Here is a 26,450-nt window from a genome sequence, read left to right as displayed (position 1 = left end):
TTGCACTCTCCGCCTTGACTGGTCGGTTGACTCTATCGGGCCCGCTGCGGCCGATCGGCGACTTTGCACCGTCTAAGGAACATCTCCCTATGATCGGCGTTGCATACAACGACTGCTTTCTACTAGGTCTGATCTGCACGCATCAGATCAGCCCGATGATATAACAAAGTTAAATTTGTTATTTCCTGAGCCGGCTTTCGCCACCTCGGATAGGTGCCACTCACTTATCTGACTCTTGAAGCCGATTTAAGTGGCTACTTCCGGAGGTTGGCGACCGGATCCCGGGCAGCGGACGGGTTTCTCGGCCGAATCAGGGGAATCAGGGTGCAGTTCCCTCCCCCAAAAGAGATCTTCAACAATCTATATAAAGTTCCGATAGATGGAATCTCTGTTATCGATTCTCTGGTCGGGTGATAGAGAGATTCCAGCTATAGAACCCCCGCTTGGAGTCGATACCACTCGGCCACAGTGGCTGTATGAATCGGACCAGCGACAGTAATCGTATCGGTCATTCCATTATCGGGCCGACGCGACGAGGAGATAAGCGAGGCAGTTCGTCAATTCGAGAACGTCGCAGAATATCGGATCAACCCTTGGAGGGCGTCAATCAGACGGTGACTTCCATCTGCTCAGTATCGACCATGAGAGTATCCCAGATGATGTCATGGAGTTCGTTGAACGCATCCATAGCGTGCACGTCCTTATTATACCGGGGACGCTCGATGGGGACGTCTTCGATCCGATTGATCTGCCCCGGTCGGTCAGTAAGGACGATGATCCGGTCTGAGAGGTAGATGGCTTCGTCAATATCGTGGGTGACGAAGACAGCGGTCTTTTGGTTTTCGCCCCAAATCTTCAGAAGTTCGGTCTGCATGATCTCGCGTGTCTGTGCGTCCAGAGCGCCGAAAGGCTCGTCCATTAGCAGGATCTCTGGGTCGATAGCAAGCGCGCGTGCTAGGCCGACCCGCTGCTGCATCCCGCCCGAGAGCTCGTGGGGATATGCGTCGCCGAACCCTTCGAGACCGACCATTTCGATGTGTTGCTTCGCTATCTCGGCACGCTCCGATTTATCGTCTCCTCGAGCCTCGAGCCCGAATTCGATGTTCTCTTGGACGGTCCGCCACGGAAAGAGGTTGAACGACTGAAAGACCATGCCGCGATCTTGGCCGGACCCGACTACTGGACTTCCGTCGATGAGGATCTCGCCGCTCGTCGGTTCGACGAGCCCGTCCAGAATCCGTAGTAACGTGGTTTTTCCACAGCCCGACGGTCCGACGATGCTGACGAATTCCTGGTCCCCAATTGTTAGCGAAACGTCGTCGAGTGCCTTGACAGCGTCTTTTCCGGAGTTGTAGATCTTGCTCACATTATTCGCTTGCAGCGAAGCCATGTGAGAGAAAGTCACCCGCTCTATTTATAAATTTTTCCATGAGCGAACCGCCCTAGTTGACTCGCGCTTCCGAACACGGCCGATTCCTGCAACTAGCCGGCGTTCACCGGCTTTGACCCTGATGCGCTGTGGGAGCGTAACAGTCAGTGGATTTATTATATAATTCGGTAGGATGAGTATGGGATCAGGCGGCCTCATGAACCGGTTCGATAGGGAGTGGCGTCTATTCGTCAATGGTTCTTTCGTTGAATCGACGGGATCTGCGGTGCTTCCTGTTCACAACCCAGCGACCGGAGCGGCGTTTACGGAGACTCCAGACAGCACAGCTACGGACATCGACCGTGCTGTCGCTGCTGCGGACGAGGCCGCTGAGGACCTCGCGGCGATGACGCCCCGAGGTCGCGGCGATCTACTACACGACCTCGCCAATGTGATCAAATCACATGCGGAGGAACTTGCGCACCTGGTGGTCGCCGAGAATGGCAAACCGATACGTCAAGCGCGCAGCGATGTCGAGAGCGCTGTTGAGCGGGTCCGATATTACGTCGGCGGCACTGACAAGTTCCTCGGCGACGCGGTCCTCGATTCCACGGAGGAGGTCCAGAAGAAAATCTTCGAACCACTGGGCGTCGTCGGGATCGTCATCCCCTGGAACTGGTCACTGGTCAACAGCGTCGACTTCGCGGCAATCGCGATCGCCGCGGGGAACGCCGCCGTCGTGAAGCCGGCGCCAGAGACACCCCTTTCTGCGCTCCGGGCAGCCGAACTACTGGGGAACCGCCTCCCTGACGGCGCGCTCAACGTCGTGACCGGCCGCGACGAGACCGGGAAGGCCCTCGTTGAACACCCTGATGTCGACAAGGTCGCATTCGTGGGCAACGATGAGACGGGTGAACGGATCCTCCGGTCGCTCGCTGACACCGTCACGCCCGCTATGATGGAGCTCGGCGGAAAGAATGCTGCAGTTGTGTTCCCAAATGTCGACGTGAGCCGGGCGGCAGACGGCGTGATATACAGTTCGTTCAAGAACAACGGAGAGGACTGTTCCGGGAGCGAACGGCTTCTCGTCCACGAGGACATCTACGACGAGTTCGTCACGATCATACGGAAGAGAGTCGAGTCAGTCACGGTCGGAGAGGGTACTGACGAGGGCTGTCAGATTGGCCCGCTCATCAGTCAGGCTCACCGCGACCACGTCGCGGAGAAGGTCGAACGGGCTCTCGATCAGGGAGCGTCGGTCCTCGTGCAGGCGGACCTCCCCTACGAGCCGGGCCTGCAGGATGGATTCTGGTTCCCCCGACGCTGCTGGGCGACGTTGAGCGCGACGACGACATTATGTACAAGGAGGTGTTCGGGCCGGTGCTGGCCGTGATGCCGTTTGCGGATGAGGCCGAAGTGATCGACCTGATCAATGACACAGAGTACGGACTCGCAGCATACATCTGGACTTCGACCCTCCAGCGAGCCCACAGACTGGCCGATCGCGTTGAGGTCGGTAAGGTGTCGATCAACAGTCCGTCAGGCGGTCGGCTGGGCGTGCCCCACGGCGGGCAGAAACGGACCGGCTTCGGCCGGAAGAATGACTTCGCCGAGACGATGCGGGAGTTCAACCAAGCGAAGGGTCTCCTCATAGACCTGACCGACGACGACATATCCCTGTGACCGCCGGTGAGCGGGTGGATTCTCCGGTTCGGCAATCGACCCCGTACTTTATATACGCGGGTCGGTATTATATGGATAATGAAGTTCGAGCGATTCTTATCGCTGACGGGAATCGAGGTCGAACTGCTGATTGAGAATCGGATGTATGTCGACGGAGAGTTCGTCACGAACGACGAGACCGTCGCAACAACAGACCCGGCGACCGGAACACACCTCGCTGACGTGCCGGTCGCAACCGAGGACCAGATTAACCAGGCTGTGGCGGCGGCCGCCCGTGCGAGTCAAGAGTGGAATTCGTACTCGCCCGTCGAGAAGGGGAAGCGACTGGAGACGTTTGCGGACGCTCTATCTGAAGCCAGCGATGACCTTGCGAACCTCGACGTAGCCGATACTGGGAGTACAATCAAGCGGATGCAGTATGATCCCGAGAAAGGCGCCGAACTCATCCGATACTTCGCCGGTCTCATCACGGAGCTCAAAGGCGACACACTCCCCACGGAGGGCCAGACGTTCGACTTCACTCGCCGGGAACCCTACGGCGTCGTGGCAGCCATTTCACCGTTCAACCACCCAGCGATGTTCGTCGGGAAGAAGCTCGCTCCCGCCCTCGCGGCCGGTAACGGCATCGTGATGAAACCTTCAGAGGTCACGCCGCTGTCAGCGCTCTATGTCGGCCACCTCGTTGAGGAAACGGCCATCTTCCCAGACGGGCTCGTCAACTTCATCACTGGCGCCGGCGGCGTCGGTCAGATGCTCGTTGAGCACCCTAACGTGGATCTCATCAACATGAATGGCAGTGTCGAGGTCGGCAAGAGGGTCATGGAGAGCGCCGCGACGAACGTCACAGACGTGATCTTGGAGCTGGGCGGTAAGAATCCGACGATCGTCTTCCCGGACGCCAACGTCGAGAAGGCCGCGACCGGCGCCGCCAAGGGGATGAGCCTCCCGTGGCAGGGCCAGTCCTGCAGCAGCGGATCGCGCCTCTTGGTTCACGAGTCGATTCGCGACGATGTCGTATCCCGCGTTGTCGATAGGTTCGAGGCCGTCAGGCCGGACGACCCATTCAAGGAGTCCGCCGACATGGGGTCGATCGTCTCCCGACAGCAGTACGAGAAGGTGCTCCGCTATATCGAGCAAACGAAAGAGGAGAGCGCGGAACTGCTCACGGGCGGGGAGGCGATCCAGCCCTTCGAGACAGGTTACTTCATCGAGCCGACGGTATTCGAGGTCGCGCCGGAGTTGACCATCGCCAACGAAGAGGTATTCGGGCCCGTGCTCTCGGTCATCACTTGGAGCGACTACGAGGAGATGATCGAGATCGCCAACGGCGTCGACTACGGCCTCACGGCGAGCGTCTGGACCGACTCACTGCAGGACGCCCACCGCGCTATCGAAGACCTCGAGGCGGGCTACGTCTGGGTGAACCAGCACGGCGGGCACTTCACCGGTGCGCCGTTTGGCGGCTACAAGGAAAGCGGCATCGGGAAGAAAGACAGTCTCGAAGGATTGATTGGCCACACGCGCCTAAAGAACGTCAACGTCAACTTCGAGGGCGGCACCCATGACTGGCACAGCCTGGGGTAACCGCCCGTTACGGAGCGTTCCGGCGTACCCACAGCAAGGTCACCGTAGAGAACACGGAGATACGCCCAGCAGCAGGATCCCGACCGCGTAGGAGTTAGCTGCGGCAATCACGCTGACTGCGATCGGCGCTGTAGTCTTCGCTGCTGTCATCACTGTATAGCTGACCGAGTTGATCCAAGCGCGGACGGACGTGTCGATGGTCTGGTTGAGGACGTTGTGCTGGGTCGGCCCGAGGATCCCGCGGAAGAACCCGAAGAGGGTGACAACGACGAGGACTGCCGATCCGATCACGGGGATAAGTACCATCGCGGCGCCCGCGACGAGCAGGGAGACCAGAAACGTCCCATCCGGGTAACGGCATTGGTGATGCGACCTACTTAGCTCACCCCGAGCGTACTCGCCGCCGTTGCCAGTCCGATGTAGATGCCCACCGTCGCAGGTGTGAAGGTGAACTGGGCGTCAGAATCAGCGACGCGTGCGTGAGGAAGGTGTACTGGACGAAAACCGTCGTGAACCCGACCAAGGCGAGGGTGAGCATCCGCGGCCGGGCCGCGACGCTCAGCACGTGAGCGAGGTACTCTTCCACTAGCAGTCGCTCCTTGCTGGACTTCGCGGTCGGCACAGTGACGTATGCGACCGCCGCCGTGGAGAAACAGAGGACGTATAGCAGGAAGGGCGCGCTCCACGAGACAAGAAGGTGCGCCACCGATGACAGGGAACGCCGTGGCCCGGCGTTGTTCGCGGGGGCGCGAATGCCCTGCGCCGTTGTCTCACGGGTTCCATAATAGATCACCAAGGAGCGTGACCGTCATCGGCATGACGCCGTTGTACCCGAGTCCCTGAACGACGCGGGGCGATAGTAGTTCCTCGAAGGTCAGCGCCAGTGAGGTCACGACGCCTGAGAGCGCGGCGATTACGAGCGACCCGGCTAGGGCGTGCCGCCGAGAAAAACGGTTGACCAGCACTCCCATCACCGAGATGAAGACGATCGACGACAGAGTGAGCGCCGTCATGACGAGTCCCACCGAGGAGTCGGACCCGTGTACCTATATGCGATCGCGGGCAGTAGCAGGGAGAGCAGCCGCGTGTGCAACATCATCAAGTCACTGGCGAGGAAAACGGCGATTGCTATGCGCGACACAAGTATCCTCGTCGCGCCGGGTCCCAGTAGAGCGTCTATGTATCCGCGAATTTGGCTGCTGTCTATGCATGCCCCCAATAGCGTCTACCTGTATCGCTGACGTACTCTGCTAGTGCGGTGTGCCGGCGATCATCTCGTGCGGTCAGTGCCAGACGACGCTGGACTGTTACTCTGATTGATGGCTCGGAACCTGTCGATATCATACAAGTTGCTACTTTGACCGAAAAGTATTACGGCGGTCTGGGTCGGCGAAACGCCGCAGAAAACCACCTTTCAAGTCCTTCTCCTCACTAGAAGGGTGCATGTGTCCATCTGTCATGACTGGCGCCGGCGAAGGGGCGTACTTCGTCAGGGAAACAGCCGATGAATTGGCCGCTGAACTCGGATTCCGGCCGTATTCGGGAACGCTCAACGTAGATAGCCTGCCGCTTCTTGACGAACTCCCGTCGAAGACCGCGATGTCGGGTGCGCTTGTAACGGAGCACTGCGACGGGGTCGTGCTGCGGGCGTGTTCGGTCTCCGGCGTTCGGAGCGCTGTGATCCGACCGCTGATGGACAATTATCCCGACGGCAAAGTCGAACTCGTTGCGCCTGTCCGACTGCGGGCACTGTTCGGATTCGATAACGGCGACGAGGTCCCCGTTTCCCCGCCAGACGACATCTGGCACCCCGACGCGGGTCCCACCGATGCGTCCGAGCTAGACGGTTTCGACGCGGTGGTTTTCGACCTCGACGGCACGCTCGTTGACCTCGACGTCGACTGGGGGGCTGCGCGCGATGACATCAAGGAGTTGTTAGACGACATCCTTGAACGCTCGCTGACGGAGTACTCACGAGCGGACGTCCTGCGGATCGCGCGAAAGAACGGACACTACGATGAACTTGATCGGCTGCTCACGGAATACGAGTCAGAGGGGGCCCGGACAGGATCGCGTCTCCCACTCGTCACGGTGCTGTCGACGATCGGCTGCTCGGTCGGTATCTGTACCGCGAACGCGCCGTCCGTGGCCGAACAGGCCTTGGAATCCCACGGCACCCGTGGCGATATGGACGCCATCGTCGGCCGGGGTACCGTTTCGGAAGAGAAACCGCATCCCGAACCACTGGAGCACTGCCTCGACCGCCTCGATGCGGACCCTGGCAACAGTGTCTTCGTGGGCGACGAGCGGACTGACGCCGAAGCGGCGGCCGCGGCCGGATCGAGCTTCCTCCACCCGGCACAGTTCGATTGAGCAATGAAATGGGCGCCGTCACGGCCGAAGCGAGCGTCGATGAACCGGATATCCTGACCGAGAAAGGTACGCTATTGTGTCGATGACGGCTACCTCTCAGCGCTCGTGAGAAACTCCGGAATCGCAGACGAGTCCGGGCGATTCGATCTGACCGATTCGCCTGCATCCGATCCGCCGTTACTGGCGCTGCTGTTCGGGAGTTCATTTGGCATTCTCGCTAACCAGGTCGTCCCGCCCGCGCTTCCCAGCATTAGTACCACGTTCACCGTATCGGACGCGCGAGTTGGATTGATTATCTCTTCATTTTACCTTGCTTCGGCTGTAGCAATCCCGGTCGCAGGTACTCTCGCAGACGTTTATGGCCGGCGGATCGTCCTGCTGTCGTCGCTTGCGCTGTACGGCCTGGCCGGCGTCGGGACGGTCTTTGTACCGAATTTCGAGGCCCTCCTCGCGATGCGCGCGCTGCAGGGAATCGGGTTTGCTGGTGTCACACCAATCACGATCGCGGTCGTCGGTGACATGTACACCGGTCCAGCGGGCTCAACCGCGCAGGGCCTTCGAACGAGTAGCCACGGGATCAGCAACGTCCTCGCACCCGCGCTGGGCGGATTCCTCTCGGGTCTCCTGTGGAGCTATCCATTCCTCATTTTTCTCTTGGCGTTCCCGGCGATGGCATTGATCTACCGATATCTGCCGGAGACGGCTCCCGATGAGGGGGCTATCGAAACAAGCCTCTCGATGCAGTCACTCGGCGGTTACCTGCGCGGAATCAATGGCGAGTTCGGGGACCCCATTCTGAGCGTCCTCGTTTTGGGCGTCGCGGTGCTGTACTTCACCAAGACGGCGGTGCTAACGTTCCTGCCGCTGTTCGCCGTCCGTGAGTACGCTGTCACCCCGTTCGTAGCCGGACTATTGCTCTCGCTCCGCGGAGCGATACGCATTCTTTGCTCACCGCTGACGGGCGCTCTCTCAGCGCGGCTCGATCGGAACTACTCCGTGTATGGGGTCTTTGCACTCCTAGCTAGCGGGCTGGCGATGCTGGCGGTCGCGCCGGGCATGTGGTGGCTCGTCGGAGCCGTCGCCGTGTTCGGACTCGGCGACGCCATCGGTGTCCCGCTCTTGAACAACGTTATCACGACCATCGTCAGCACCGACCAGCGGGCAGGGATAATCAGCTTCATGAACACGTTCAAGATCATGGCCAATGCTGCATCGCCCGCCGCGTTCGGTCTCGCCCTCTCGCTTAGCGGCTACGAAGTCGTATTCCTGTCCGCCGCGGTCGTCGTCGTCGGGTACGGGATCGTCTTAGTCAAAGTCCTCTCGGCCTGACCCGGTGAACGAGCTTGCAGCTACACCATCGGTCGAACCGCGTCGCTATAATTTCGCGGCGAACAGCGGCTGTCCGCGGGCCTCGTCGATTCGATCCAGCTGGTCGCGGCTCAGATCGAGGTCGACGGCGCCGATGTTCTCCCGCAACTGGTCGACGGTCCGAGCCCCGGTCAGCGGGATCATCCCACCTGGGAGCTGGTCCTGCTCCATGACCCACCGGAGCGCGACCTGTGCGGCGGTCGCGTCCGCCTCGTCAGTAACCACGCGGACCGCGTCGAGGACGTCCCATGCGCGCTCAGAGACGTATTTCCGCTCGAAAGTATCCGGATCTAGGTCGGCCCGGGACCCCTCCGGTGCGTCGCCGTCGCGCTCGTACTTCCCCGTTAGGAACCCGCCGGCGAGCGGTGAGTACGGCAGTACGCCGATATCGTGCTTTTCGCAGACCTCCAGGTAGCGGTGGAGGTCGAACCGCTCGTACCGCTGCCAGTTCTGCAGCGTCGCGTCGACGGGTGGCTGCGTAACCGCGACGGACTCGAGACCGTTCGCGTCGGCCTTCCACAGCAGTTCAGTTAGTTCCCAGGCCGCCATCGTGCTGGCGCCGAGGTGGCGGACTTTCCCCTCCTCCACGAGTTGGTGCAGCGTCGTCAGGGTCTCCTGGACCGGCGTCCGGTCGTCGAGCCGGTGAATGTAGTAGAGGTCGAGATAATCGGTTCCTAATCGCTCTAGCGTCGCGTCGATCTGCCACCGGACGTGCTTTCGAGAGAGGCCATCGCGGTTCCAGCCGCGACCGTCGTCGACCGGCATCCCGACCTTGGATGCGATGACGAAGTCCTCTCGATCGCGGCCCTCGAGCCAGTTTCCGAGGTACTGTTCACTGGTCCCAGGCGGATCGCCGTACCGGTTGGCCGTATCGATGAAGTTGATCCCTGCCTCAACGGCTGCGTCCAGTAGGTCATGCGCCTCCGATTCCGTCGTTTCGACGACGCCGTCTGTTTCGTGGCCGAACCGCCACGTCCCAAGACATAGTTTGGAGACTTCCGATCCAGTCGGACCAAGAGTCGTATACTCCATGCCAGAAGATGCCGAGACAGTACGGTTAATCTTTCTACCCGTTACCCTGCTACTCCCGTGAAAGCCTCACTACCGTCACTGCGGACTCACCACGGCTTACCAGTCTTCGAGCCCTTCCCACTCATCGAACGAGATCTCGACGTCCATCAGCGAGAGGGCGCGTGCGACCGTCCGGGTGATCATCTCGTCCATATCCGTGATCCCCTGATAGAACGACGGGAACGGAGGACAGATGATGCCGCCGGCGTCTGTCACCGTAAGCATGTTCTCGAGATGGATGCGGTTGAATGGCTTCTCACGGGGCATCAATACCAGCGGTCGCCGCTCCTTGAGGACGACGTCAGCGGACCGGGTGATGAGGTTCCCCGAGTTTCCGTGGGCAATGTTGGAGAGTGTCTTCATCGAGCAGGGTACGACGAGCATTCCCGCAGTGCGGAAGGACCCGCTGGCAGTCCGCGCACCAATGTTCTTGACGCTATGGGTCTCATTGGCGAGGTCTTCGAGGTCAGATAGCTCGTACTCGGTCTCCTGGCGGAGCGTCAGCCCCGCCGCGTTCGAATAAATGAGGTGTGTCTCTTGGTCCGTCTCTACGAGGAGCTCGAGCGCTCGCACTCCGTACAGCTGGCCCGTTGCACCGGTCAAGGCGACGATAATACGCTCTGTCACTGTCCACAGGGTTATGTCCAGATGGTATTAACTTGCGGGGCCGCAGCGGTCGGTTCTGTTCTCGTTCGTGCCGCGGCGCCCCTCTCGCCTGACTTGGGTGATACTTCACCTGTCCCTGTGAGCACCGTCGGTACACGGTCGAATCCACGCCGTGGCCGTAGAAAGACGCCGTGAGGGCGGAATATTTAACCACCGGCTCCCACATGATTGGTATGACTGTGATTAGCGCAGTCGACGACGAAGCGGACGACTCCAAAGTCGTTTCGGTCGGACATGATCTGGCGACGGCCTTCGGTGACGATCTGGTCGTCATACACGTAATGACCGACGACACATACGAGGACCGCACGGAGTCGAGCCCCAATTACTACCGGGATAGCGCTGCCAAGGACGCTAAATCAGTGGCACAGCGGCTGATCTCGTCGACACTGGGTGAAGGAACCGCGACAAACATCACAGCTAGAGGCCGTGTCGGCAGCCCGGTCGAAGAACTGCTCGCCGAAGTCAACCGCCAAGACGCAAGGTACCTCGTCGTCGGTGGTCGGAAACGTACTCCCGTTGGGAAGGCCGTATTCGGCAGCAATACCCAGTCAGTGTTGCTAAACGCCGAAGTACCGGTCATGACGGTCATGAACCAGTAGTCCGAATTCGATCGGCAGATTCTTTCGTCTAAAGAACGCTGGTATGTACCATCGCTCCCTCGACCGCAAGCTCGCCGACCGGCTACAACAATCTTTATCTAGGGACCCTTCCATACTTCGACCACCATGCTGCCAGACAACGTATACTCGTACGACCTACTGCGACCGAAGTACAATGAATCGCTCCCTCAGACGAACGAACCAGTCTCGGTCCACGTCGTCGACGACGAACAGACGGTCCTCTTTGGCACCGGCTTCAAGTCTGGCTTCGATCACCTCACATCGGAACTCGACAAATTCGGCGGCCCGGACGTCCTTGTGGTTGAACACGCCGACCCGGACCACTACGACGCGTTACCAGCGCTCGTCGAGGAGTATCCTGAAGCCAAGGTAGCGATACCCGAACTCGACGTTGAGGAGATGCAGGACGCCGTCGGCGTCGATGTAGATATTCCGCTCACTCACGACGAAGTACGGTGGGGGATCCGAACAATTCACGTCCCCGGTCACACGCCCGGGAACATGTCGTTCCTCCATGAGGCGACGGACACACTGATCGTCGGCGACACGTTCGTCCACAAGAATAGCTTCGCGGCCGCGTCGGGCGAGTGGCCTGGGACGTTTGCGCCGGTTAAGGCATCCCTCAACGCGGACGATGAGGAGACGAAAGCGAACATGGACATTCTTCTCGACTATGACTTTGACGCCGCATTCCTCACTCACGGACTGAACGTGCCTGAACATTCGAAGCCCGAGGTCAAGACGCTCGTTGACGGCCTGAACGTATAACGCGGTACACGTTCCCGACGATCCCAGGTCCGATGGTGTCCCCGTCTGATCCTCGCCCAATTCGACGCGATGATGGTGTTACGGAGTGTCCCGATGCCTTCGTACTCGATAGCCACCTCGTCACCGGGTTCACTGTATCTAGGATCGCCAGGGCTCCCGAAAACGACACCATCGCCGGGTCGAAGAACATCAACTTGGTTTAGCCTCCTGGCGCCGCTCGCCACTGATGTCCACATACCTGGCAAGGACAGTCGGATCGAGATCGGTTTCTATCCGCGGGCCGAGCGGTGCCGATTCGTCGAAAGCCTTCCGGGCCGTCCGGCTCTCCTGATCGAGCACATTGAGATCGTTCATAATGGTGTATTCCCTTATGATCTCGGGAATATCAGCGAGATCGAGACGGCTGGCCTCGCGGTCAATCACGGCCGCGAGCTCATCAGCATATGTCCCTTTGTTTGAGAAATGGGGTACGGGGACGGAACGCCTCGGTGGGTGAACCGGAACGAGCGGTTTAATGAAGAAATCAGAAACTGACGGCCGCTCGTAGTCCATCTGATCGAGGGTCTTCGTGTAGTTCTTCCCCAGACAGTACAGCGTGGACGGTTCGCACGAGGCCAACAGGGTCGCGCCTTCTCCTACTTCGTATCGGGTGTCTCTGGTGATCACCATGCCGTCCATATACTGCCCTTCGACGACGCCGTCCAGCATTTTCGCACAAGCGTATTTCAAATCGTGTTTGGCACGCATGTCAGTTTATACTCACCGAAGCTCTGTCGACTGGAGAGTTCGCCTCCGGCGAGCAAATCAGACCGTCCAGTCACCGGCTCCACTCCGCCGTGGCCCATCGTCATCACGTATGCTGACCGATTCTTTGCTCGTTTCCCGACGCGGTTCCGACCTCCGGAATCAGACAGGACGAGAGGTCGACCGGCATCTGTACCCCTCCTGACTTTCCCAGACCTGACAGCGAGGAGTGGAGTTTCAGGGTGCAGAATTTTATATACAATGAACGGTAATGAGGGAGTATGAGCAAGGAGGCGGCGGAAGACAGGGTCAAGACGATTGAACGAATGTTCATCATTACCGATGCTCTGCAGGAGCTCAATGGAGCGCGTATTTCTGAACTGGGCGACTACACCGACTTAGCGAATAGCACTGTCTACCGTCATTTGAACACTCTCAATGATATGGGGTATGTCATGAAAGAGGGCGACATCTACCATATTGGTCTTGGGTTCCTAGATATTGGCGAGTACGCGCGAAATCGGAAGAAAGCCTACCAACTCGCGAAACCGAAAGTTCAGGAACTCGCCGAGGCGACTGACGAACGCTGCCAATTCGTAGTTGAAGAACACGGACGAGGCGTGTACGTCCATGTGGAAACTGGAAGTCATGCAGTCGAAACGAATTCGCGGATCGGGAAACGACTGTACTTACATTCCACCTCTGTTGGGAAATCTATACTTGCTCATCTTCCTAATCAACGGATCAGCGAAATCGTAGACAAATGGGGGCTCCCCAAACGAACTGAAAACACGATAACGTCACGCGAGGGGCTGAAGAAAGAACTTCATCAGATACGCGAGGACGGCGTCGCCTACAACCGGGAAGGCAATATTAAAGGGCTTCGTTCGGTGGGAACGCCGGTTCTGAGTCCTAGTGGTCAGATTCTTGGCGCATTGAGTATCTCGGGTCCAACTCATCGAATGAAGGGCGATAAGTATGAAGAAACCCTTCCTGATCTTCTACTGGGTGCTGCTAACGAGCTCGAACTCAATCTTGAATATTCATAGCCTCACCCCAAAAACATCTCTTCCTCCCCAATTGACAACTAAACAACGTTTTGATTGAAATAGCAATGATCAGCATGAAATGCGCTGTAGCTGGAAGTATTACTGGCAATGGTCTGTCCGGGTGATATGGATGCGATCATGGAAGGTATACCAGCAGAGGGAGAAATATCCAACGTGGGATATATAATATTCCGCAAAGTAGAACTTCAGCAAGGGTAACACGTCCTATACTCGCAGTAGATAACAGCACTAATATTGTTATGCTTGCCTCCCCAGGGGAAGCAAGGACAGTGACGCAGAGATTCCTATGACGGTCCAATCCAATCCCTGAGCTTCCCCCTTAGTCCGATTGCGAGCGATCAAGAGCAATCGTGATCCCTTCTAAGAGTAGAGAGCTGAACAAACCGACTTTGCGATAATCATGGTTCGAAATCTGCTCTCTATGCTGTTGTGAGCTGAGTTAACCGGCCGGCTGCCCGTCTGGCGTGTTTATACTTTAATTTGCTGCCAGAGTATTCAGACGCATTCGGTACCGGAGTATATAATATTCCGCCTAATAGAACGACGGTATCACCTATGCCGATCCCTTGGTTGTCGTACAATTGAATCAAATCCTCTGATCAACGCTGATCTTCACCGCTGTCGGCAGAATGGCGGTACTGGTACGAGAACCACGTTCTCTCCCTCACTATTTGGAGGAAGATTGCTTTATGGTAGCTTCCGACTCGCCTCAAATGACGATTGGCTTGCAAAAACTATAAACCCCCCGACGTAATGGTCCAGTACAACGGTAGCATGCCAGAAGTAACCAGAGAATTTAATATCGGAGTTCCAGTAGCAGAGACATGGGATTTTTTCATGACACCGGACAAGATGGCGCCCTGCGTCCCGGGGTGTGAATCAGTCGAAGAACTCGAGGAAGATATCTTCGACGCCAAAATCGGTGTTGAAGTCGCGTACACGAGCCTCACGTTCGATGCGCATATTGAGATCACAGACAAAGACCCGTCAAATTTCGCCGCCGTCGAAGCGGAGGCTAGCCCGGCCGGACGGATGCCTGGGTCCGCAACTGTCGATGGTGATCTAGAGATGGCGGAGGGAGAAGATCATACGACGGAAGGTGAAATCACGATCGAGTTTGCCATTCGCGGTCGTCTCGGGTCCTTAGGTGAGAGTGCGTTCAAGCATCAATGTGATAAACTGACCGATGAGTTCCTTGCTAACGTGAAGGAGGAGCTAGAGGGGGCGAAAGTAACTACAGAATGAAGTCCTTTGATATGGCCTTCCCGGACACGGTCGGGGAAGCATGCCGGATGCTGGCGGAAAATCCTGGGAGCCAAGTCATTGCCGGCGGAACCGCCATAACGGTAGTGATGAAAGAGGGAGTGTTCGCTCCAGATCTCCTCATCAATATACGAGGACTCGCCGAAAACCACTCCTACGTCACTGAGAATGACAAGTCGATTCGTATTGGGGCACTGACGCCACTTCGCGACGTTGAGCAGTCGCGTATCGTCTCGGAACACCTGCCAGTCGTCGTGGAATGTCTACAAGAAATCGCAGGCGTCCGAGTTCGGAACTCGGCTACTCTCGGTGGCCATCTCGCTCACGCTGACGTGCACCTGGATTTGCCGCCGGTGCTCGCCGGGTACGACGCAGACGTCATCATTACCGACGGAGAGGAAGAACGTCAGGTTCCCATTGAGGAGTTCATGCAGGGATATTACGAGACGGATTTGGCTGACGCGGAACTGATCAAGGAGATCGTCATTTCAAAGCCAGATTCCAACACCCGAGGAACGTACGTCAAGCATCGGTACTTCTCTGAGGTTGACTGGCCATGCGTCGGAGTCGCTGCATTCGCGGTGGCCAATGGAGACGACGTGACCAATGTTCGTGTCTTATTGAATTCTGTGAGCCACAAGCCGATTTTCCGGTTGGATAACGTCAATAAGACGCTAAACGGGTCTCTGTCTGATGACCGGATAGGTCAGGTCGCGGAGGATGCCCGCAGGCAGGTCTCCCCCTCGGATGATCTGCGTGGATCAGCGGAGTACAAGGAACGAATGGCGGGAGTGTTCACCGAGCGCGCTCTCCAACAGCTCCAAGAGGCGCACTAATGTCGCTACAACAAGAGAAACGAGCCGAACTCGAGACAGTTTCGAAGCACGTGTCGCGGCTGGACGCCGTCGAGAAAATCCGCGGAACTGTGGAATACGCCGATGATCTCGATTTCGAGGACGTCTGGCATATGCAAATCCACCGGGCAACCGTCCCGCATGGGTATATCACTGACATTGATAAGAGTGATGCAGAGGCGCTTGACGGGGTCGAACGCGTTGTCACCCGGGAAGATATATTTCAATTACAGGAACGAGAGAACTTCACCCCGTACTTCGGGCCTGCAATCAAAGATCAACCGGTACTAGCACTGGAGAAAGTCCACTTCATTGGTGATCCAGTAGCAGCGGTCATTGCACGCGATGCCAAGACCGCTGAAGAGGCGGTCGACCTTATCACCGTCGAGTACAATGAGATTGACTTTTGCTCGACAGTTGATGAAGCACTCGACGATGATGCACCGATCCTTCATGAAGAGTTCGAGTCTGCAGATACGTTCCCCGACCTTGATCAGGTTGAAGGTGGACGGAACACGAACGAAGCCTTCGAGTTCAATCTCCGGCACGGCGATACCAACACTGCTCTAGAGGAGGCGGACCGAGTATTCGAGAACACCTACCGCACGCCCCCCGTCCAGCACATGCCCTTCGAACCGTTCGTGACGATCGGACGGGCCGACCCTAGTGGCAAGTTGAAGTTGTGGACGCCGAACCAAAGTCCCCACTTTGTCCGCAATGAACTGGCAAAAATGTTTGACGTCCCCGAGTCGAAGATTCGCGTGGAAGTGCCACAAGTGGGGGGGTCTTACGGAGCGAAACTGTACACGAAAACAGAGCCTCTCGTCGCGCTGTGTGCCTATCTGACCGGCCACACAATCAAACTCCGGCAAGATATCGAAGAGTCGTTCGACACGAATATCCGTCACGAGACGAAGGTGACGCTCAAAACGGGAGTCGATGAGAACGGCACCATCATCGGGCGTGAATGTGACGTCTACTACGACACAGGGGCGTACGCGGAGATCGGCCCACGTATTACCAAGAAGTCAGGATATACTGCGGCGGGGCCGTACGAAATCCCGAATGTGAGTATCGATTCCCATTGCGTGTACACGAACAAGCCGCCTGCTGGCGCGTTCAGAGGGTTTGGTGTGCCACAGCTCGTCTCGGCCTACGAGGCGCAGATGGACGACATCGCAAATGCACTCGGCGTCGACCCAGTTGAATACCGCCGCCGCCACGGCTACACCGAAGGATCGACCCATCCGACAGGATCGACGGTCGAGTCTGTTGGGCTCCTTCAGTGCCTCGATGAAGTCGTCGAGGCGATAGATTGGGATGAACCGCTGGAACAACCTGGCGAACCCCACCTCGTACGCGGGAAGGGAATCGCGATCGGTTACAAGGCTTGCATCACGCCGTCCTCGTCGGGGGCACTCACCGTGATGAGTGGTGATGGGTCAGTTACAGTCCACTCGAGTAGCGTTGAGATCGGCCAGGGCGTCCGGACGACACTCGCTCAAATCGTCGCTGAGGAACTTGGGATCAGCATCGATCGAGTATCAGTTGAAGATCCTGATACAGCGACATCCCCGTTCGACACGATCACGGCTGGGAGTCGAAGCACGTTTCACATGGGCAACGCCCTCATCAACTCTATCGAGGACATCCGGGGCCAGTTGCGGGATATTGCCGCTCGCGAATGGAACGTCTCGCCGTCCGATGTCCTCATTGAAGATGGTGAGGTAATTAATCCCAGTACGGGCAAGCGCCTCTCGCTGAGTGAAACCGTCAGGGCCGAGTTCGGCGATGCTGGCGGTACTCTCGTTGGCCGTGGATACTACACCACCGAAGGGGGCCACCACGATCCTGAAACGGGGCAAAGCGACAAGCCAACCGTATTCTGGTTCTTCGGAGCAACCGGTGCGGTCGTGGATGTCGACGTCGAAACGGGGAAGGTTAACGTCAAGGAACTTCATAATGCGGCCGACGTCGGGCAAGCCATCGATCCTGAACGTGTGAAAGGCCAGATTCAGGGCGGTGCGGCACACGCTCTTGGACAGACACTTCACGAAGAAATGGTGTTCGAGTTCGGGCAGCAAACCAATCGACAGTTACTCGACTACAAGGTTCCGTCGTTCCGTGATATGCCTGACAAAGTGAACAATATTATCGTCGAAGTAGAACATGCCGAGGGGCCGTTCGGCGCAAAAGGCGTTGGGGAGACCGGTTCGTTTGCAGTGACACCTGCAATCTCTAATGCCATCGTCAATGCGACAGATGCCCGGTTAGAGCGAATTCCGTTCACGCCCGAGCGTGTACTTCGGGAAATCGAAGGAGGTGACCTAGAATGAGCCAAACTGCAGTTAGAGACCGCGTGGAGGTACAGGTGACGGTGAATGACAAGGAACTCACGCGGACGATCGATCCAAGTACGACGCTCGTCGAGTTACTACGGGAGGAATTTAACCTAACCGGAACGACCGAGGGATGTGGGGTCGGTGTCTGTGGGTGCTGTACTGTTTATCTAGATGGGAAACCCGTTAACTCCTGTTTGGAACTAGCTGTCAACGCTGACGGTTTAGCCATCGAGACTATTGAGGGACTTGGTGATAAGAACGAACTCGATCCGGTTCAAGAGGCATTCGAGGAGGAGGAAGGATTCCAATGTGGGTACTGCACGCCGGGAATGATCATGATGTCTAAAGCGATGCTCGACGAAGTCGGTGATCCGGACGATGAGACACTCCAACACTACATGTCCGAAAATCTGTGTCGATGTACGGGATACGAGTCCATCTTCGATGCGATCGACACTGCCGCGGAAAATCTCGACATAGACTGAGCTGCTACCGCTGACCTTCTGCCACCGCGTGCTAGTATTGATTCGTCAGCACAAAGTGGCGATGTTCTCAAACGGTTGCGGAAGACAGTTGAACCAGTGCAGCCGGCGACGAGACTGCCTCTATGGCCATGTAATCCATCGGATCAACAAAGACACGATCCGAGCGAACAGCCAGGGTCGAACAATCTACACGGAGGTTCCTACTTGAACGAACTCACATCTCGCGTTCGTGACGTCGGTACTTTCGAATAGGTGCGACAGTATTGACTGAAAACGTCGTAATTCTCCGGCGATGAGGTGGTGTTCTGCAAACCTCTCGCCCACATATAAACTGATATAGATCAGGTACATACATGAATTCTGCAACGAGCTGTTCGTGTGATATTTACCACGTGACGTCGTGGACGAACCGTCATTCCTGTGGGAATGTTTTTGAGCATACAGAGGGAAACCACGGATGTGACCCACGGCCATGGAACCCTAACTGGCAGAGAGGAGGCCATCGACGAAGTCCTCAGGATCCGCCGGAACGCGATTGCTAATCGGCCAACTGAGGAAGTTCCCGTGAGTTCAGTCTCTGATCGGACACTCGTCGGCTCTATTATCGCTATGCAGGACTATCCTTCCCATGATCGTGCAACGATGGATGGATACGCGTTCGATGCCGCCGATGAGTATCCGCTTCGAGTTGTTGGAGAAGAGGTGTTCCCGGAGAGCTCGCCGCCGAGAATCGCGGCCGGTGAAGCAGTGCGGATCGCGACCGGTGCACCGCTTCCTGAACGAGCGGATGCAGTCCTAAAACGTGAGGAGGCAGTCGTCACCGACGGCCAACTCACCGGCACTAATATCGAGCGTGGAACGTACGTCTACGAACAAGGAAGCAATGTCGCTGCAGGAGAGCAATTATTTGACGCCAGCGAGCGTCTCTCGCCAAAAGACTCTATCCTCCTTGGCGATCTCGGTATGGATCACATTCAAGTCGTAGAACGGTTTTCAGCAGGGATTCTCGCAACGGGGACGGAGATTCACGAGAACAGGACGAATGATCTTGACTCGGCTATGCTTGCCGGACTCATCCGGTCTTGGGGACACGAAGCGACGTTCGCGGGGACGGTTCCAGATGAATACGGGCAGGTCCGAAATCGGATCGAAGAACTGGCTTCAGACTACGACGTCGTAGTTACGACAGGCGGAACGAGCGTTGGACATAAGGACTATGTGATCCGCGCGTTAGAGGAGATTGGCGAAGTACAGTTCCATCGGGTTCGTATCCGCCCCGGCAAACCTATAGCAGTAGCTCAGCTCCCCGATGCGGTTGCGTTCGCCATCCCCGGAAAACCACTTGGCGCCCATACGATAGCATCGCTCATTATGCGCCCGTTCTTTTCCGGTGATGCGACGCTTCCGACGATTGATGCGACGCTGACAACAGATGTCTCTCTCGGATCTGAGGGATTTGAGTACGCGATTCCAGTGATACTGACTGACGGAATGGCAGCGCCGCTGGGCCACAATGACTCCCCTCTTCCAGTGTACACTGAGATGTTTGATCCAAGCGTTGTCTCGTCTAGTACCCGTGCATCACGTGCTGACGGATTCGTCCTTACACGGGAACAGATATCGGAGGGAGACTCCGTTGCCGTCATACCATATTCAGTCGTCGAATGACGGAAAGCGCACTCCCAATTCGATCACCACCGGTCACCGCCGACGGCACATTCACTGCCAGCGTTTCCGGAATCGTCCTCGCTGCAGGAACGAGCGTGCGCTTCGGCGACGAAAACAAACTCCTCCAGCAGATCGACGGAGAGCCGATCATTCATCGGGTCGTTGGTACACTTCTGCAGACCGACCTCACTGGAGTTGGCGTGGTCCTCGGGCACGAAGCGAATGCTGTCCGGGACGCCCTCAGTGAGTTAGACGTCCAAATACTGGAGAACGAAGCCTTTACGTCAGGACAAAGCTCCTCGGTCCGAGCTGGCGTGCGCTATGCTGCCAGACGGGAATCTGATGCTGTTCTCGTCGCCCTCGGCGACATGCCATTCGTCTCATCGTCATCGATAACGTCGTTACTTACAGCATACGAGACCTGGGAGAGCTCCGCTCTCGCAGCTGCCTACGACGGTGAACGGGGAAACCCCGTCATTTTTGACGCCCAGCACTTCGACGCGCTGACCAAGGTAGGCGGTGACGTTGGGGGGCGCGAAATCCTGCTTACGGCCGATGATGCTGCCCTCGTTGAGACCAATGACCCGGGAGTCCGTCGTGACGTGGACGACCCAACTGACCTACCAGGGCCCGACAACTCATAGCGCCGCTCCCCCTTTGGATGGCACCATTCACGTGTCGCGAAGTGACCTGACGGTCAAGTATCGATCGACTCTACGAGATTAGTCACGACCATGGGGACGGCTGAGATCGTATACAGATCAGATACTCTCGGCTAGACCCGTGGCTCAACCGGTCAGTACGTTGAGTGCGTTCGCAGAGACGTTACCACGGATATTCTCTCGAGTTGTCTGTTCTTGACAGGGGTACGAAATCGGTAAGCAGGCGAATCCACCTACTCGTCATGCCATGGTCCGCCACGAGCCATTGGCTCCGAGTGTGTCCGACTATACTACCTCTGTCGGCCCCGAAACCTCCCCATGGGATAGTGGTCCGATGAGAGCATTTATAGCACTGACGTATACTATCCCTCTCTATCAATTTCGGTTGGACCTGTCTCTTGCCTTTTCCGTCGGGGTAAGTCCGTCAGAACGCTACTCTGCCATTCTACAGAGTTAGCGAGCATCCCAATGCGGTGTTGTCGTCTGTCCCACTAGTTCGCCGAAGAGGTGTTCATGGTGTCTCGACTGGAGGGGTGGCGATCACGCCGTTGCGTATCCCGTGACTCGGATTCAATTGTCCCCACCCGTCTTCGTCTCCCCCGTTGAGAACGGTCCCATAGACCCAACTTGATGCGTCCGTCGTGCGTGTCCGTGACGTCCGTGCTCGGCCTCCAACCCACCAGCGCTCACGCAAGCTCCCATCGCACTGAACTGGTCGATGACGTCATTCGTTCTCACCTCTCTTTCGAAACGATCCTTTGACCTGCCGATCGGCACGAATCCACTTCCCTCGTGGCACCCCTATCTGATCAACGGCGAGCCATTACGGAAGCCTTTTAGAAAGTTCAGGGACGGATTCGTGACCCCCCGTATTGGGAACCGCCCAATCCGATATTCGTTTGGAGTATGTGCCGGAAAACAGCTAGCTCACGCTATATCGTAGCTCTCCCGTGAGATCATCTGCCGAATCCTGATGGCGATTGGCGAGAAGAAGAGGATGAGTGTTGTGATCAGAAGCACGATACTGATCCAGCTCTCCGTGAACACCATGTAGTCCCCGTCCGCAAGGAGCATGGAGCGCTGGAAGCCACGCTCGGCGATCGGACCGAGAATGAATCCCAAGACGAACCCAACTATGGAGTACCCATATTCTCCCATCAAATACCCCAAGACACCAATACTGATCGCCACACCTACGTCGAGAATGTTGCTCCGAACGGCGAATGCGCCGATCAGGGCAATAGATAGGATGCTTGCCATGACGACGTCATGTCTAATCGTCGTGACCCTAGCCACGTACTTGGCGCTCGTGAGCCCTACTGCAAGAAAGACGACATTTCCGAGGAGGATACTCACGTAGATAACATACGGGAGGATCCCTTCGAACGCGTTCGGTCCAGGGGTGATCCCATAGCTCATCATGGCACCGATGAAGACCGCAGCCGATGCACCACCAGGAATCGCGAGAGCCATAGCGGGAATGAGTGCACCCATTGTCGAACCGTTGTTGGCGGCTTCTGCTGCAATGACGCCTTCGGGGTTCCCCGTTCCAAACGATTCTGGGTCATCGGAGAGGTTTACAGCGAAGATGTACGATAGGAAGTTGGCTGTCGTAATACCGGCCCCCGGAATAGCGCCGACGACCGACCCGATGATACTACTACGGATGATCGCTGACTTGTGTCCTAACGACTCTCTGACACCGTCCCAGACGGTCCCCTCAAAGAGGCTCTTCTCGGCAAGCCCTTTTTCAGAGACTGCCATATCTATCGTCTGTGAGACGGCGAATAGGCCGATCAACATAACAACGAGATCAATACCACCTTGCAGATAGTACGTTCCAGCGGTAAACCGAACTTGGCCTGTAATTGGGTCGGATCCGATACTTGCAACGACGACTCCGAAGCCAGCCGCAGCGAATCCCTTGAAGATGGACCCTCGACTCACCGCTGAAACGGTCGCGAGACCAAGGACGGCAAGTAAGAACATTTCCGGTGGACCGAGGATGAGTGCGAGTTCGGCGAGTATCGGGGCGAACAGGGCGAGAAAGCCGAGACCGATTACGGCGCCAATGAATGAGGAGATGGTCGCAATACCAATTGCAAGTGCAGCCTTTCCTTGGCGCGTTAACGGATAGCCGTCGAGGAGCGTAGCTGCTGATCCAGGAGTTCCTGGGACGTTAATGAGGATCGCCGAGACTGATCCACCATACGTCGTTGATCCGTAGAGAACTGCCATCAACATGAGCCCCATCTCAGGCTCCATTGCGAAAGTGAACGGGAACGCGAGCGCAAGCGTCAACGCTGGGCCGACACCGGGCATGGAGCCGAGGAAGATACCGATGATAGATGCTGCGGCAATCAAGAGCAGAAACTCCGGCGTGAGGACTACACTTACTGCCTCGAAGAAGTATTGCTGTAACAGCATCATAACAACTCCCCCTCGGTAATAGGAATATTCATGACTTCACCGAAGAGGCCGTATATGAGCGCTACAAGGAGTGCAGTCGTAACTAGCCAGATTTTCCAATTCCACTTCCCGAACAGATAGATGATGGCGAACGTAAGCAGCGGAATTGCCGGGAGAAAGCCCACTAGATAGGAGATGGCATAGAAGGCGCCGAGGACGCCAAGGAACAGGAACAGTTTTCCTACATCACTTTCTACGGCACCCACAGGTCCGACGGTCTCGGCATCGTTATCAGCCGCCGCAGACGGATTGGTCTTCTCATCGACCTCCTCTTGGACTCCTTCGGTCATTTCATTTGTCAAACCGGACGAAAAATTGAGCGCGATCTGTCGATACGGCTCGGGTAAGAACCGAATCACGACCTCTGTGGATAGAAATACGACTCCGGCGAACAGGAAAATACGTGGAAATTGCCCTAATGGCCCCTCAAGGTCCATCGCAGGAGCGAGAAAAACGATAAGAACGGCTATTGCCACGAGGAGCTCGACCACCTCTTTTTTGTGTTCTTCTGGCACGTTAACAACCATCAGTGTTACACCCTATTGAGTGCGATCATAGATTAAAACCTTAGTGATATAGCTGCGTCCCCAGTTACTATTGGACCAAGTCGACGTAGTCACCGCCCAACTGCTTCATCTGGCCAACAAGTTCTTCGAGCTCATTTGAGTTCTTGCCGGCAACCTCATATCCGTTGTTCGCCGCCCAGTTCTGATACTCTTCGTTCTCCGTCGCAGAGATAAGGGCATCTTCGAGCGCGCTAACGCGTTCCTGCGGCACATCCGGTGGCCCGAACATCCCTAGTTCAAGCCCAACTGCGGGAGCGCTGAAGTCGTAGTTTGCATGGGTGGCAACATCTGGATATTCGCCGCTTTGGTCAGGTCTGTTGATGAATATAAGCTCTACACGGTCGTCTTCCAATAGGCCACCAATCCCGGCCACACTTGCGGCCGCGATATCGACGTCCCCTGAGGCGGCCGCCGCGGCCGCTTCGCTGCCACTATCATAGGGAACTTCGTTGTAGTTCTCAATGCCGTTCTCCTGAAGAATGCTAGTCATAGAGAAGTGGTTGGTCGTTCCCGATCCGACCGATGCGACAGTAAGTTCGTTATTTTGGGCCCACTCGACGAAGTTGTCGAATCCGTTGAATCGGTCGGGTGCAGTTACCATTCCGTAGTAGGCGACCGAGGCACTTCCGATGGGGGTCATCTCGTCCATCGTATACTCTACATCGTGGAGCGCCTCGTTGAGGACCGCAGTCGCCACGGAGATGACACCGACTGTATACCCATCGCCTTCTTGGCCAGACAGATGGTTCCAGCCAAGTCGTCCTCCTGCACCCCCTCGGTTCTCAATGTTGGTCGAGACGCTGAGTTCGTTCGTCCAATATTCGTCGAACGGTCGATATTGGGAGTCCGTTCCCCCGCCAGCCCCAAATGGTACGATGACCGTGATTGGATTTGAGGGGAAATTCTGTTGTGCTTCGCTCGACGACTCGCCACCACCATTACCGCCACTGTTGTCAGGATTACCCTCGTCCCCATCACTGCTATTACTGGAACAACCCGCGACCAGCGTTACGGTACCTATGGAACCTGCCTTTGCCAAGTAGCTTCGTCTCTTCATAGTAGGCTCTTCGATGGACAGGTAGGCTACAGACGCTATAAGTGTTTTTGAAATTTAGATAACGATTGTTCCGACGAGATGCGGCATGTCACACACTTTCTTTATACCCATATCAATAGGGCAAGACCCGCCTACAGGTAGATAAACCGCCATTCTGCTCTGGACGGTTCTAAGACTACATACAGGACCGCGGGACTGAGAGGTGTTCAGTAATCGATACCCTGGTCATCGAGGATCAGCTGGTAACTCTCAATGTCAGATTCAATCTGTGTAATCAGATCTTCGAGTGCGTCCGCGCCGCCTGCTTGGAGGACTAATCCGGCGTTGCTGGCCGCCTCTGTGGAAGCATCCGACTCCAAGCCAGACACGATAAGGTCTTCAAGAGCACTTGCACGCTCTTCGTCCATATCAGGTGGGGCGTACATCCCCATCGCGAACGTCACGATTGGGATATCATACTCGACGGTGCTTGGAACGGGAATGCCCTCGTAAAGCTGTTCGTCATGCAACAATAGGTGCATCTGGAGTCTATCCTCTTCCATCAGTCCAGTCACGCCAGTATGTGCCGCGACGCCGATGTCGACGTCACCGCTCGCTGCTGCGCTCGCAACCTGGCTCCCTGAATCATATGGAACGTGACTGAAGTCGATGTCCAGCGCATCAAGAGCGGCCACGCCGGCAAAATTATTGCTACCACCAATGCCGACGGAGCCGAGGGTGACTTTATCCTCAGCACGGGCATCCTCGACGAAGCTCTCGAAATCGTTGCCGAATCGATCAGGTGACGCAACGAGTGAGTAGATGTTGTCAAGCATGTACGAAATGGGAGTCATCTCGTATACGTCATAGTTCACGTCGAAGAAGAACTGGCCAATGACGGGTTCTGTCGGCGTCGCAAGGACGGTGTACCCATCGGAATCAGCATCATAGACGTCCTGCGTTCCGAGACGTCCAGTAGCCCCCGGTCGATTGTCGACTACAAACTCGCTTTCCTCCGGTAATTGTTGAGCAATGGGATCCTGGACGGTTCTGAATGCGGAATCAGTTCCCCCGCCGGAACCGAATGGAACAACTATGGTAATCGTGTCCGAAGGATACTCATCCTCCCCACCGGAGCTGCAGCCGGCAATACTGATTGTTGCTGCCGAGCCAGCTATGGCCTTGAGGTACTTTCTTCTCTGCATGCCAATAACACTCATTTCCTTCCTGAACAATATAACTATTGATTGAGGTTGTAGTTGCGAATCGAAGGGCGCGATAGGACCGTTGGGAAATCTGCGTAAATCAAGTATCGACACAGTCGGGATTAAAAGCCCAGATCTGGGTTCTGAAGAGTATGGTATTCGCGGAGCGACGGTTCGCTCTCCTAGTGACAGAACCTCTTCAAGTACGCCTACTTGCAGTAATATCCAGATGAGGTGATTCTCCTCTCCGGAGCCCACATATGGGACCATTGCAGATCATGGTCAGGAATATCGTCGAACATGAATTCCTCAACCATTCCTCTTGGTCGAACTTTATATCTATATCACTATTATTCGCGGCCTATGGAGTACATCATTCCGCATCCTCGAATCAGGACCGAGAGTTCATTGTATGGTAGGGCGGCGGAATAGATAATAACAGACTTAATATTGTTATTGAAGATATAGTGACGTCAGTAGTCCGCCTCAATGATAGTTAAAATCCCGCACGTTCGAACCTCCCTCCTCCACGTATGGACACTGCCTTCTGACCCTTGATGCATTAGAATATGACAAGAGAA

General features: G+C 56.4%; 21 protein-coding genes and 2 pseudogenes. 13 read left to right on the top strand and 10 right to left on the bottom strand.

The genetic code is table 11. The features are described 5' to 3' along the window. Positions 1-607: 607 nt before the first annotated feature. Complete coding sequence (locus HUG12_RS00555; protein WP_179266911.1) at positions 608-1,390, bottom strand: ABC transporter ATP-binding protein; 783 nt, start codon at positions 1,388-1,390, stop codon at positions 608-610. A gap of 172 nt (positions 1,391-1,562) precedes the next feature. Between HUG12_RS00555 and HUG12_RS00550 the strand changes: the two are divergent. Continuing rightward, positions 1,563-3,052 (top strand): annotated as a pseudogene (locus tag HUG12_RS00550) (aldehyde dehydrogenase family protein). 78 nt (positions 3,053-3,130) lie between these two features. Continuing rightward, complete coding sequence (locus tag HUG12_RS00540; protein ID WP_179266908.1) at positions 3,131-4,636, top strand: aldehyde dehydrogenase family protein; 1,506 nt, start codon at positions 3,131-3,133, stop codon at positions 4,634-4,636. A gap of 39 nt (positions 4,637-4,675) precedes the next feature. Here HUG12_RS00540 and HUG12_RS00535 read toward each other — a convergent pair whose 3' ends face one another. Together HUG12_RS00535 and HUG12_RS00530 are read right to left on the bottom strand one after the other, a co-directional pair. Further along, positions 4,676-4,942, bottom strand: a complete 267-nt coding sequence (locus tag HUG12_RS00535) for a hypothetical protein (protein ID WP_179266907.1) — start codon at positions 4,940-4,942, stop codon at positions 4,676-4,678. Between the two features lie 464 nt (positions 4,943-5,406). Further along, a complete protein-coding gene (locus tag HUG12_RS00530; protein WP_179266906.1) occupies positions 5,407-5,649 on the bottom strand; it encodes an MFS transporter in 243 nt (80 codons plus the stop codon). 445 nt (positions 5,650-6,094) lie between these two features. Between HUG12_RS00530 and HUG12_RS00525 the strand changes: the two genes are divergently transcribed. Next, entirely contained in the window at positions 6,095-7,009 is a 915-nt protein-coding gene (locus HUG12_RS00525) for an HAD-IA family hydrolase (RefSeq protein WP_179266905.1), read from the top strand. 105 nt (positions 7,010-7,114) lie between these two features. Further along, on the top strand, positions 7,115-8,338 hold the full coding sequence (locus HUG12_RS00520) for an MFS transporter (RefSeq protein ID WP_179266904.1): 1,224 nt from the start codon (positions 7,115-7,117) through the stop codon (positions 8,336-8,338). 45 nt (positions 8,339-8,383) lie between these two features. Here the strand turns inward: HUG12_RS00520 and HUG12_RS00515 are convergent, their stop codons facing one another. Together HUG12_RS00515 and HUG12_RS00510 are read right to left on the bottom strand one after the other, a co-directional pair. Further along, entirely contained in the window at positions 8,384-9,409 is a 1,026-nt protein-coding gene (locus HUG12_RS00515; protein ID WP_179266903.1) for an aldo/keto reductase, read from the bottom strand. 96 nt (positions 9,410-9,505) lie between these two features. Then, on the bottom strand, positions 9,506-10,075 hold the full coding sequence (locus HUG12_RS00510) for a UbiX family flavin prenyltransferase (protein WP_179266902.1): 570 nt from the start codon (positions 10,073-10,075) through the stop codon (positions 9,506-9,508). Positions 10,076-10,287: 212 nt separating this feature from the next. Here HUG12_RS00510 and HUG12_RS00505 point away from each other — a divergent pair, with 212 nt between their 5' ends. Further along, positions 10,288-10,716 (top strand): universal stress protein, encoded by a 429-nt coding sequence (locus tag HUG12_RS00505; protein WP_179266901.1) that lies wholly within the window; start codon positions 10,288-10,290, stop codon positions 10,714-10,716. A 126-nt stretch (positions 10,717-10,842) separates the two neighbouring features. Next, positions 10,843-11,505, top strand: coding sequence for an MBL fold metallo-hydrolase (locus HUG12_RS00500; RefSeq protein ID WP_179266900.1), 663 nt, complete (start codon positions 10,843-10,845; stop codon positions 11,503-11,505). Here the strand turns inward: HUG12_RS00500 and HUG12_RS00495 are convergent. Continuing rightward, positions 11,436-12,057: pseudogene (locus tag HUG12_RS00495) on the bottom strand (fumarylacetoacetate hydrolase family protein). The gene HUG12_RS00500 and the pseudogene HUG12_RS00495 sit on opposite strands and share 70 nt — an antisense overlap. A gap of 473 nt (positions 12,058-12,530) precedes the next feature. On the opposite strand from HUG12_RS00495, the gene HUG12_RS00490 reads away from it, so the two are divergent. The 7 genes from HUG12_RS00490 to HUG12_RS00460 all read left to right on the top strand — a co-directional run bounded on the left by HUG12_RS00490 (position 12,531) and on the right by HUG12_RS00460 (position 20,575). Further along, complete coding sequence (locus tag HUG12_RS00490) at positions 12,531-13,298, top strand: IclR family transcriptional regulator (protein WP_179266899.1); 768 nt, start codon at positions 12,531-12,533, stop codon at positions 13,296-13,298. Positions 13,299-14,072: 774 nt separating this feature from the next. After that, positions 14,073-14,564 carry a CoxG family protein gene (locus tag HUG12_RS00485; RefSeq protein WP_179266898.1) on the top strand — a complete coding sequence of 164 codons (492 nt, stop codon included), beginning with the start codon at positions 14,073-14,075 and terminating at the stop codon, positions 14,562-14,564. Positions 14,565-14,575: 11 nt separating this feature from the next. Further along, the gene (locus tag HUG12_RS00480) at positions 14,576-15,418 is read left to right on the top strand and encodes an FAD binding domain-containing protein (RefSeq protein ID WP_179266897.1); all 843 of its coding nucleotides are present in this window, start codon (positions 14,576-14,578) and stop codon (positions 15,416-15,418) included. Continuing rightward, positions 15,418-17,772 (top strand): xanthine dehydrogenase family protein molybdopterin-binding subunit, encoded by a 2,355-nt coding sequence (locus HUG12_RS00475; protein ID WP_179266896.1) that lies wholly within the window; start codon positions 15,418-15,420, stop codon positions 17,770-17,772. The genes HUG12_RS00480 and HUG12_RS00475 overlap by 1 nt, the downstream gene beginning before the upstream one ends. Further along, a complete protein-coding gene (locus HUG12_RS00470) occupies positions 17,769-18,263 on the top strand; it encodes a (2Fe-2S)-binding protein (protein WP_218836375.1) in 495 nt (164 codons plus the stop codon). The genes HUG12_RS00475 and HUG12_RS00470 overlap by 4 nt, the downstream gene beginning before the upstream one ends. Before the next feature lie 459 nt (positions 18,264-18,722). Further along, positions 18,723-19,931, top strand: a complete 1,209-nt coding sequence (locus HUG12_RS00465) for a molybdopterin molybdotransferase MoeA (RefSeq protein ID WP_246308114.1) — start codon at positions 18,723-18,725, stop codon at positions 19,929-19,931. After that, positions 19,928-20,575: a nucleotidyltransferase family protein gene (locus tag HUG12_RS00460; protein ID WP_179266895.1), complete on the top strand. Its 648-nt coding sequence runs from the start codon at positions 19,928-19,930 to the stop codon at positions 20,573-20,575. The genes HUG12_RS00465 and HUG12_RS00460 overlap by 4 nt, the downstream gene beginning before the upstream one ends. Before the next feature lie 945 nt (positions 20,576-21,520). On the opposite strand, the gene HUG12_RS00455 is transcribed toward HUG12_RS00460, so the two are convergent. The 4 genes from HUG12_RS00455 to HUG12_RS00440 all read right to left on the bottom strand — a co-directional run bounded on the left by HUG12_RS00455 (position 21,521) and on the right by HUG12_RS00440 (position 25,869). Then, a complete protein-coding gene (locus HUG12_RS00455) occupies positions 21,521-23,020 on the bottom strand; it encodes a tripartite tricarboxylate transporter permease (protein ID WP_179266894.1) in 1,500 nt (499 codons plus the stop codon). Further along, entirely contained in the window at positions 23,020-23,577 is a 558-nt protein-coding gene (locus HUG12_RS00450; protein WP_179266893.1) for a tripartite tricarboxylate transporter TctB family protein, read from the bottom strand. Before HUG12_RS00450 ends, HUG12_RS00455 begins: the two co-directional genes overlap by 1 nt. A gap of 79 nt (positions 23,578-23,656) precedes the next feature. Beyond that, positions 23,657-24,685, bottom strand: coding sequence for a tripartite tricarboxylate transporter substrate binding protein (locus HUG12_RS00445; protein WP_179266892.1), 1,029 nt, complete (start codon positions 24,683-24,685; stop codon positions 23,657-23,659). 206 nt (positions 24,686-24,891) lie between these two features. Then, complete coding sequence (locus HUG12_RS00440; protein ID WP_179266891.1) at positions 24,892-25,869, bottom strand: Bug family tripartite tricarboxylate transporter substrate binding protein; 978 nt, start codon at positions 25,867-25,869, stop codon at positions 24,892-24,894. Between the last annotated feature and the right edge of the window lie 581 nt (positions 25,870-26,450).

The sequence above is a fragment of the Halorarum salinum genome, assembly GCF_013402875.1.
GTDB lineage: Archaea > Halobacteriota > Halobacteria > Halobacteriales > Haloferacaceae > Halorarum > Halorarum salinum.
The sequence above is the reverse complement of the archived record's forward strand: the minus strand, read 5'-3'. Positions and strand labels throughout refer to the sequence as shown.